General features: G+C 52.4%; 8 protein-coding genes. 4 read left to right on the top strand and 4 right to left on the bottom strand.

Going from position 1 to position 8,858, the window contains the following annotated elements; translation table 11 throughout:
- Positions 1-476: 476 nt before the first annotated feature.
- Both ACYVHB_RS29920 and ACYVHB_RS29915 read right to left on the bottom strand, forming a co-directional pair.
- The gene (locus ACYVHB_RS29920) at positions 477-1,268 is read right to left on the bottom strand and encodes an SDR family oxidoreductase (RefSeq protein WP_461055706.1); all 792 of its coding nucleotides are present in this window, start codon (positions 1,266-1,268) and stop codon (positions 477-479) included.
- Positions 1,269-1,322: 54 nt separating this feature from the next.
- Complete coding sequence (locus ACYVHB_RS29915) at positions 1,323-1,901, bottom strand: TetR/AcrR family transcriptional regulator (protein ID WP_461055705.1); 579 nt, start codon at positions 1,899-1,901, stop codon at positions 1,323-1,325.
- A 610-nt stretch (positions 1,902-2,511) separates the two neighbouring features.
- Here ACYVHB_RS29915 and ACYVHB_RS29910 point away from each other — a divergent pair.
- The 4 genes from ACYVHB_RS29910 to ACYVHB_RS29895 all read left to right on the top strand — a co-directional run bounded on the left by ACYVHB_RS29910 (position 2,512) and on the right by ACYVHB_RS29895 (position 6,442).
- Positions 2,512-3,414 (top strand): NmrA family NAD(P)-binding protein, encoded by a 903-nt coding sequence (locus ACYVHB_RS29910; RefSeq protein WP_461055704.1) that lies wholly within the window; start codon positions 2,512-2,514, stop codon positions 3,412-3,414.
- Between the two features lie 18 nt (positions 3,415-3,432).
- The gene (locus tag ACYVHB_RS29905) at positions 3,433-4,170 is read left to right on the top strand and encodes an SDR family oxidoreductase (protein WP_461055703.1); all 738 of its coding nucleotides are present in this window, start codon (positions 3,433-3,435) and stop codon (positions 4,168-4,170) included.
- Positions 4,171-4,186: 16 nt separating this feature from the next.
- Positions 4,187-5,101, top strand: coding sequence for a helix-turn-helix domain-containing protein (locus tag ACYVHB_RS29900; RefSeq protein WP_461055701.1), 915 nt, complete (start codon positions 4,187-4,189; stop codon positions 5,099-5,101).
- Between the two features lie 741 nt (positions 5,102-5,842).
- Complete coding sequence (locus ACYVHB_RS29895; RefSeq protein WP_461055699.1) at positions 5,843-6,442, top strand: HD domain-containing protein; 600 nt, start codon at positions 5,843-5,845, stop codon at positions 6,440-6,442.
- Between the two features lie 500 nt (positions 6,443-6,942).
- Here the strand turns inward: ACYVHB_RS29895 and ACYVHB_RS29890 are convergent, their stop codons facing one another.
- Both ACYVHB_RS29890 and ACYVHB_RS29885 read right to left on the bottom strand, forming a co-directional pair.
- A complete protein-coding gene (locus tag ACYVHB_RS29890; RefSeq protein ID WP_461055697.1) occupies positions 6,943-7,686 on the bottom strand; it encodes a LytR/AlgR family response regulator transcription factor in 744 nt (247 codons plus the stop codon).
- Positions 7,683-8,849, bottom strand: a complete 1,167-nt coding sequence (locus ACYVHB_RS29885; RefSeq protein ID WP_461055695.1) for a sensor histidine kinase — start codon at positions 8,847-8,849, stop codon at positions 7,683-7,685. The genes ACYVHB_RS29890 and ACYVHB_RS29885 overlap by 4 nt, the downstream gene beginning before the upstream one ends.
- Positions 8,850-8,858: the final 9 nt, after the last annotated feature.

Here is an 8,858-nt window from a genome sequence, read left to right as displayed (position 1 = left end):
AAGCGGCTGAAAAGGCGACGGAGTGCGGTGGTTGAGCCCGTTTTTGGAAGCTTACTAAACTACTTTGGGATGCCGCACCGGCGGACCGGCCGGACTCCTGGCAAAGGGAAAACGGGTGCTCACAAGCGGATGGTGATGGCAGCAACGGCCTACAATCTCAAGAAGTGGCTATTGGCCAAGCGCTGGCCTAAGGTAGTTACTCAGGTGTTGGCTTTGCACCCAGAGGACTCTTTTTTGCCCTTATGGGAGGGGTTACTTCAAGAGTACTTTCATCCCAAAAGAGTTGTGCAACAGTCACGTCCGATTGCAACCAGAGCTGTATAGGATGTGAAAGAGGAATGAAACAGATTTTTTATCCCCTTTCCAACCGACTGTACTGAAATAATCATATTGCAAAAAAGCCGCGTCAGCCGAAGCTGGACGCGACTTTTTAATTCAGTTTAGTGTACTGACGAAACAACCCGGTAAGGTGTCAATTATACGACCGGCAACGAACCCCCGTCAATCGCATAGTTGGTTCCGGTCAGGTAAGCCGCTGCGGGTGAAACCAGAAAGTGAACCAGCGAGGCCACCTCTTCGGGTTCAGCCATTCGCCCCATCGGTATACCGCCAACCTGGCTCAGTAATTGTCCAAGCGCGTCCTCAACGGCAATGCCGGTGGAGGTCGCATAATCCTGGATAAACTTCTCCATCGGTGGCGTTTTCGTCGCGCCGGGCGATACCGTCAGCACCCGTACTCCTTGGGGGGCCACTTCCGTGGACAAGGCTTTGCTATAGCTGTTCAAAGCCGCTTTGGAAACCGCATAGGCCATATTGAGATTCCACAGGGGCTGCCGACCAGCAACCGAAGAGATGTGAATGATGACCCCGCTCTTCTGGTCAATCATGTGGGGTAACAGCACCCGGTCCAGCCGGATGGCGGCCAGTAGGTTTAGTTGCAGTTCGTTCTCCCAATGCGCGTCGGTCAACGTACTGAAGCCGCCCCCCGGCGTGGTCAGCCCGCCCGCATTATTAATCAGAATATCAATCCCGCCAACCGCTTCGTTAATCTGCCGTTCCAGGTTGGCTACGTGTTCAGGAAGGGTCAGGTCGGCGGCAATGAACTGATGCGCTGAGTGGCCTTCACCTGGATGATTCCGGGCCGTGACAAGCACCTGAGCACCGGCTTGGGCTAACTCGTCGGCAATGGCTTTTCCGATGCCTTTGGTACCGCCCGTTACCAGCACCCTTTTACCCTGAAGGTCTGCGTGACCCGGTTTGTTTTCCATGTCGTTTGTTTGTTTATAATTTTGAATTGATTGTTTCAGAAAGAGCCAAAAAATTTACTTGGAAAGTTGCTTAATAAAGTACTGAGCCATTTTCCTGATCTTGACCGGATCGTTATGCAAAATGTAGGACTCGTACCAGCCCGTCCAGATGCTGATGAAATAGTCGGCCAGTAACTCGGGGTCTTCCTGGGTCGCTATCTCACCCTGATCCATTGCCTTTTTGATCAGGGCGTATAAAAACTGATACGCGTAGTCGTTGTCGGCCCTGAGGATATCCTTAACGCGTTGATCGTTGGTGGCCACCTCGAAAGCAGTTTTAACCGCCATGCAGCTGTTATTCCCACTAATGATCACGTTCACCGCATCATGGATGTAATTGACCAGTGTGGTAAGGGGCGAATCAGGACTCAGTAGCCGCTTTTGCAGATCCTGCTTCCTGATGTCCGTATAGTGCTTGACGCACCGGACAAATAGCTCCTGTTTATCACCAATGGTGTTATATAGACTGCTGCTGTTAATTTTCATGGCCTCCGTCAGGTCACGAAGCGAAGCCGCAGCATAGCCTTTCTCCCAAAAAACGTCCATGGCTCTTTGGATGGCTTCTTCTTCGTTAAACTCAACCGTTCGTGGCATGCGGGGTAAATCTGATGGCAACGATACGCTTATTTGAAACAAACGATTCAAAATTAATTGTTTTCGAGCAAAAATGGTGAGTTGCTGACCATTTAATTTCGGTAGTTGTTGGTCATGGTCTTGGTAGCCGAGCCGTGCCCGGTTGCCACGTTTGCCACACCCCTGCCCAACGGTGGTGACTACTGCCGTCCACTACGGGTTGCGTTTTAACTACTTCTTTGCTCAGGGCCGCTCTGTTGATCTGCCGGTTAGGTTCACTAGTGTGAGCTGACGAATACGGGCTATTTCTGGGCATGGTTTTCAAGTTCACAGTGCAGAATGGTCCAATCGCGCCCATTGCCGGGTACGCCAACCCCTTGACCTACAGCAAGCGGATGGGTCTGCCGGTGGGCTGATTGGCGGCTACGATTGCCCCTGACAAGAGGGGTGCAGCAAAAAAGATTCGACTACGAGTGGGCCGGGTCTTTTTTTCGATTTGACAGTTAACCCGTTCCCCAAACGGGCGGCAATAAACAGGTGGCCCATTTCGGCTACAAAATTCCTCAGTTCGGCAACACCCCGCCGAACACACCGGATGACCTTTGTTGCTCAACTTTAACAGACAACAACCATGAAAATCGTAGTAACGGGTTCGCTGGGAAACATCAGCAAACCTCTCACGCAGGAATTGGTGCACAAAGGGCATTCGGTCACGGTAATCAGCAGCAAAGCCGAACGCTGGAGCAACATCGAAGCCCTGGGGGCCGAGGCCGCCATCGGCACCATTCAGAATGCCGATTTTTTAGCGGCCACGTTCGAGGGGGCGGATGTGGTCTATCTGATGGAAGCTTGGGAAGGCATCGGCAGCATCTTCGACAAAGACATCGATTTTGTGGCTGCATTTACGAAGATCGGCCATAATTACCGGCAGGCGGTGGAGCAGTCGGGCGTGAAGCGCGTCGTGCATCTGAGCAGCATCGGTGCTCATACGGACAAAATTGGGGGTAGCCTGCTGGTGCATCATATCGTCGAGAATATCCTCAGGCAATTGCCCGGCGATGTTGCCATCAAGTTTATGCGCCCGGTGGGGTTCTACACCAACCTGTTCCGGTACGTGCCAACCATACAAACGCAGGGGGCCATCGTGCAGAGCTACGGCGGTGATCGGAAAGAACCCTGGGTGTCGCCCTTGGACATTGCCGCTACCATCGTCGAAGCAATGGAAACGCCCTTTGACGGCCGCACCATTCAGTACATCGCCAGCGATGAAGTGTCGCCCAACGAGGTGGCCCAAATCCTGGGCGAGGCCATCGGGAAACCCGGTCTGATATGGTCGGTGGTGCCGGGTGAGCAACTGCTGAACGGGATGCTGTCGGCAGGCATGAACGAGTGGATCGCCAACGGCTTCATCGCTATGCAGGCGAGCCAGGATACCGGTATGTTGTACGACCACTACTACCGCCACCGGCCCACCTTAGGCAAGGTGAAACTGACGGATTTCGCTAACGAATTTGCCCAGGCTTACAACCAATAACGTAAACGCAAATCGACCATGAAAAAAGCACTCATCACCGGAGCCAACAAAAGCATCGGCCTCGAAACCGCCCGGCAACTGTTGCAACAGGGCTATTACGTCTATCTGGGCAGCCGCGACCTGACGAAAGGCGAGGAAGCCGTAGCAAAACTAAAGACCGAAGGCCTGACCGAAGCGGAAGCCATCCAGATTGACGTAAGCGATGGGGAGTCGGTGATGGCGGCCCGCGCCGAGATAGGCCAAAAAACCGACGTGCTCGACGCGCTCATCAACAACGCAGGCATCCTGGGTGGCATGCCGCAGGGCGCACTTACGCTGAACGTCGATACCCTGAACGAGGTGTTCAACGTCAACGTGTACGGCGTGGTACGGGTTACACAGGCGTTCATCGATCTGCTGCAAAAAGCCCATCAGCCGCGCGTCGTGAACGTATCGTCGGGCGGGTGTTCGCTCACCCTGAGCAGCGACCCGACCTGGCAGTATTACCACCACAAAGCAGCCATGTACCAGCCCTCAAAAGCGGCTTTGAATATGTACACCATTGATTTGGCTTATGACCTGCGCGACACGCCGTTTAAAGTCAACGCGGTTGACCCCGGCTTTGTCGCCACCGATTTCAACAATCACCGGGGCACCGGTACCGTTCAGGAAGGAGGTGCACGTATCGCCAGGTACGTCCTGATTGATGCCGATGGCCCGACCGGGACGTTTATCAGCTTTGAACACAACCCCGAAACGGGCGAAATTCCCTGGTAAAATTTAATTTTCAACTATGAAAAAAGGAGAGAACGCACCACGCAAATTCGATTCTCTATCCGACTTTCACCGGATGTTCGGGCTACCCAAGCCCTTGCACCCGATGATTAGTTTGATCGACATCAACGACATCAGGATTCAGGGCGACGAATTATCCGATTCGTTTATTCTGGAATTTTATAAAATCTCGTATAAGATAACGACCTGTGGCCGGGCGAAATATGGGCAGAACCAGTATGATTTTGGCGAGGGCGGTCTGGTATTTACCGCCCCCAATCAACTCTTTGAAACACCCGACGATACGGTCCGGTCCGGCACCATTCTGCTGATTCACCCCGATTTTTTGCTGACCTACCCGCTGGCAAAAAAAATCAAACAGTACGGTTTCTTTTCGTATGCTGCCAATGAAGCACTGCATCTGTCCGACAAAGAAAAGATGACTATCCTGTCAATTTTCACCATCATTGACGATGAGCTACAGAGCCGAATCGATGATTTCAGCCAGGACGTGATTATCTCACAAGTTGAACTCCTGCTGAATTACAGCAATCGTTTCTACAAGCGACAGTTTATTACCCGCAAAGCCGTAAACAGTGACCTGTTGCAACAGTTGGAAGATTTGTTAGCCGATTATTTCAGCGATCAAAGGACAGTACTTCAAGGGATTCCGACCGTTCATTTTCTGGCCGAAAACCTGAACGTCTCACCCAGTTACCTGAGTGATATGCTGCGGTCGCTGACGGGCCAGAACACCCAGCAGCACATCCACAACAAGCTGATCGAGCGGGCGAAAGAAAAGCTGTCCACTACCGAGTTGTCAGTGAGCGAGATTGCCTATGCATTGGGCTTCGAGCATTCTCAGTCGTTCAGTAAATTGTTCAAGAGCAAGACCAACCTGACGCCGGTAGCCTTCCGGCAGTCGTTTAATTGACCGAATGTACCGGGCGAAAGTTGACCAGCCTGCTCATCCATCGAGGTAATGGGTCAGACCGCTACGTAAATATTAAAACGGTTTTCCAGTAAGTGCCATGTTGACGGTCTGGCACAGGCCCGCACGGGCGGCCCCGGCCCTGTGCGGCCGGGGATGGTGCCGATGAGGCTACCCCCCATAGTTGAAAATACATAAGTACTTGTTGCTAAAAAAGTGGTCTTGAAAAGCGGTTTTAGGGTGGCTGACGCGACCGAAAAACTGACTGTACAGAGTCTGCTGACGAGCCGATCAAAAAGCAAATGAGAAAGGAAAGCAAAAACTGAAAGGGCAGGGAGGACTACACTTTTAGTTGTGTATGTTTACTGAGCAAACCGGCTCTGGTGAGGACTAACGGCAGCCGGTCGGAATGCCGCATCACCGCCGGTGCGGGCCGACTGTCGGCCAAGGAGAAGCTAATCCACGTACAACCGTGCGTTGCCCCGATCTTGATAACGGTCCCGCACCGCTAAGCGCGGTTCCCCCGCAACGGCCGGTATCGCACCGGCGCACCGGCCGGAGCGGGACCGTGCCGGGACCAGCGGCTGTACCGGGCGTAGCAGCTTGAAGCCAGATCAAGGCTTTCTTAGCGATTCTGCCTACGGTCAAGAAAGAAATATCGATTGGTTTTTTTAGACATATCCCACAGCAGCGGCTGACCGTCCCAACCGTACGAAAAGCTTACCTTAGTCTAAACTATATGCTATGCAGCCTGACCAATTACTCAAACAGATAGAGTTTATTAAGGAAGTTGATAAACTCAAGTACATTGTACGTAAGACCAAACTACTTAATAGCGACAGACATGAAAATGATGCTGAACATAGTTGGCATCTGGCAATGATGGCTATCATATTGTCCGAGCATTCTAACGCTCCTATTGACGTTTTAAAGGTTGTGAAAATGCTTCTCATTCATGATATAGTCGAGATTGACGCGGGAGACACATTCATTTATGATACCCAGAAAAGTCACGATAATACCAAGGAAGAAAGACCGGCTGCAGAACGAATTTTTGGTTTACTTCCCAACGATCAGGCGAATGAATTAATAGCGATTTGGGAAGAATTTGAATGCCAAGAAACCAATGAAGCCAAGTTTGCAAGAGCAATGGACCGATTAGAACCACTGCTCCAAAATGTGTCAAATAATGGCGGTACCTGGAGTGAATTTGGAATAGGCTTCGATAAAGTTTATCACAAAAAACAGGTTATCAATCAGGGTTCTTCCCGTATCTGGGAATACGCAGAGCAGTTGATAAACGATAGTGTTGAAAGAGGAATCTTAAAAAAAGAGCAAATGTAAACAGTCATTAGGTAGGCGCTAACCCCTTCTACCACCGGCAGCTTCTGACCCGGCGGGGAATCAAGCATCACCGCCGGTGCGGTCCGACTGAGTTGCCGTTGTCGACGGTGCAGTTTTTTGCCGACGAACTGAACGTATCGCCTGCATACCTGAGCGACATGCTGCGGTCGCTGACGGGCCAGAACACCCAGCAGCACGTTCACTAGACCCTGATTGATCGGGCCAACCGGCTGTTATATTTACGTCGCTATCCATCAACGAAACGGCGTACCCGTTGGGCTTGAGTATCCGCCGTATTTCAATCACTGTTCAAGAACAAAACCGGTCTCACGCCCGCCAAATTCCGGCTTTGGGGGTAGCCGCATCGGCGGACCGTCAACATTCGTACGAAATGTTCCATCAAACTTTGATAACCAATTCATAAACAGTTTACTCATGGTTTAACTCTCTCGGTTTGCTGATCATTTTCTTCAAATAAAGCAGAACAGCAGACTTTTTTCCTACCAGTCGGTAAGCTGCAAGGCTCGTTGTACATCTTTTTGATACAACCCACCTACTGGCAGTAGCTGGCCAGCAATGTCTACCTGTTGGGGCGTGTAGGATTTGACGTGGCCGATGGCCACCACGTAGGACCGGTGTATCCGAACGAATTGATCGCCTGGCAGCATGTCGGCTAAGCTGCTGATGGATTGCTTGACGATGAGGGGCGCACCCGTAGTCGTCACAATCTTGACGTAATCCTTTAAACTCTCGGCGTAAAGCAGTTCGCTCAACAGGACTTTTACGGCTTTGCGGTCGGTGCGAAAGTAAACGAAGGCGTCTTGGTTGGGCTGGTACGGCGCAGGCTGCGCAATGGGTTGGGGAACAGGGGCTCCGGTTCGGTTGGTGAGTTTACCGATGGCCCGCAGAAAGCGGTCGAAGGGAATCGGTTTGAGCAGGTAATCCACCACGTCCAGCTCATAGCCATCCAAGGCATAGTCGCGGTAAGCGGTCGTGAAAATAACGGGCGGTGGGTTCCGCAGCGACCGGACGAAATCAGTCCCCAGCAGTTGGGGCAACTTGATGTCTAAAAACAGCAGGTCCACTGGAACGCCGACCGCCTGTTTCTGCTGGAGGATGCCAAAGGCCTGCATTGCATTTTCGCAACGGGCGATTACCTCAAGCGTGTCGACCGAATTGATGTAGGCTTCTAGAATATCGAGAGCGGGTGGCTCGTCGTCAACAATCAGGCATTGGAGTTTCATGCGGTAGGAAGAGCTAATTGAGCAGATGTTACGTCGTTCGGCGGGGCGGCATTTTGGGGTACACGGGTGAGACCTAACTGAAGCGTCAACACCACCACGAAAACGCCGAAATCGGGTTCGAGTTTCAGTTCGTAGCGGTCAGCGTAGAGCGTATCGAGCCGCTTCCGAATGGCGTTGAGACCGGTTTTCTGGCTAAAAATACCTTCCTGGGCTGGCTCGACGCTGTTTGCCAGACTGAATGTTAACAGGTGCTCCGTTACGGATACGTTCAGGCTCAACCAAGCCTGGTCGGTCGTGGTCAGACCGTGCTGGAAGGCATTTTCCAGGAAAGGCAGGAACAGCAGCGGGGCAATGACCTGGCGGGGGATGTCGCCGGTGAGGTTGACCGAGATGTCGATCCGGTCACCGAGCCGCTCTTTTTCCAACGCCATGTAGCGTTGCATGGCGTCAAGGTCCCGTTCGAGCGGCACCACATCGGCCTCACTTTCGTAGAGTACGTAGCTCAGAAAATGTGATAGCGCTAACACCACTGTCGGGGCCTGTTGGGCGTGCCGCTCGATCAGGACATGGACCGTATCCAGACTACTCACCATAAAACGGGGGTTGATCCGGGCCTTCACCAATTGGATTTCTGTCCGTAGCTTCGCCTGCGTCAACCGGGCCGCTTCCTGCTGTTTGTGCTGCCAGTTGACAAAGAATTTGGCCATGGCCACGATTAAAATGATGGTCGTGTACTCGTGGATGTATACCTGGTTGATAAAGAGATCGCCAAAATGACGCCCGTCGACCGGCTGCACCGACTGATGGCGTAACCAGGGGTCGAGTGCGGCCATGTGCAGGGCTTTCAGCAACCGGAAGCCGTAGCAAATACTCACCGTTAGCAAGGCATACCGGCTGATGCCCCTCCCGTAGCGGCCCGTCAGCAGGGGCGGCATCACCCACCGCAAAAACGCGTACGTGTAGATTATGCCGACGCCCAGCGCATACCCGAACAGGATCGGCAAAAAGTAGGGTGAACGGGCGTAGTCAAACCCGAAGAAATAATGACTGACGGTGTTGAGGTAGTCGGGGTAAATCAGTTGCGGCAACCAGAAGTACAGCGCGACACCTACCCAAAACAGCCCATGCCGATACAATCGATTCGTGGGTAAAAAAGAGAACATGGCAGGGCG

The sequence above is a fragment of the Spirosoma arcticum genome (assembly GCF_054779955.1).
The sequence above is the reverse complement of the archived record's forward strand: the minus strand, read 5'-3'. Positions and strand labels throughout refer to the sequence as shown.

Coding starts and splice junctions, on each gene's coding strand:
- ACYVHB_RS29890 (WP_461055697.1), bottom strand. CDS start 7,686: ATGAAACTCCAATGCCTGATTGTTGACGACGAGCCACCCGCTCTCGAT.
- ACYVHB_RS29885 (WP_461055695.1), bottom strand. CDS start 8,849: ATGTTCTCTTTTTTACCCACGAATCGATTGTATCGGCATGGGCTGTTT.
- ACYVHB_RS29915 (WP_461055705.1), bottom strand. CDS start 1,901: ATGCCACGAACGGTTGAGTTTAACGAAGAAGAAGCCATCCAAAGAGCC.
- ACYVHB_RS29920 (WP_461055706.1), bottom strand. CDS start 1,268: ATGGAAAACAAACCGGGTCACGCAGACCTTCAGGGTAAAAGGGTGCTG.
- ACYVHB_RS29895 (WP_461055699.1), top strand. CDS start 5,843: ATGCAGCCTGACCAATTACTCAAACAGATAGAGTTTATTAAGGAAGTT.
- ACYVHB_RS29905 (WP_461055703.1), top strand. CDS start 3,433: ATGAAAAAAGCACTCATCACCGGAGCCAACAAAAGCATCGGCCTCGAA.
- ACYVHB_RS29900 (WP_461055701.1), top strand. CDS start 4,187: ATGAAAAAAGGAGAGAACGCACCACGCAAATTCGATTCTCTATCCGAC.
- ACYVHB_RS29910 (WP_461055704.1), top strand. CDS start 2,512: ATGAAAATCGTAGTAACGGGTTCGCTGGGAAACATCAGCAAACCTCTC.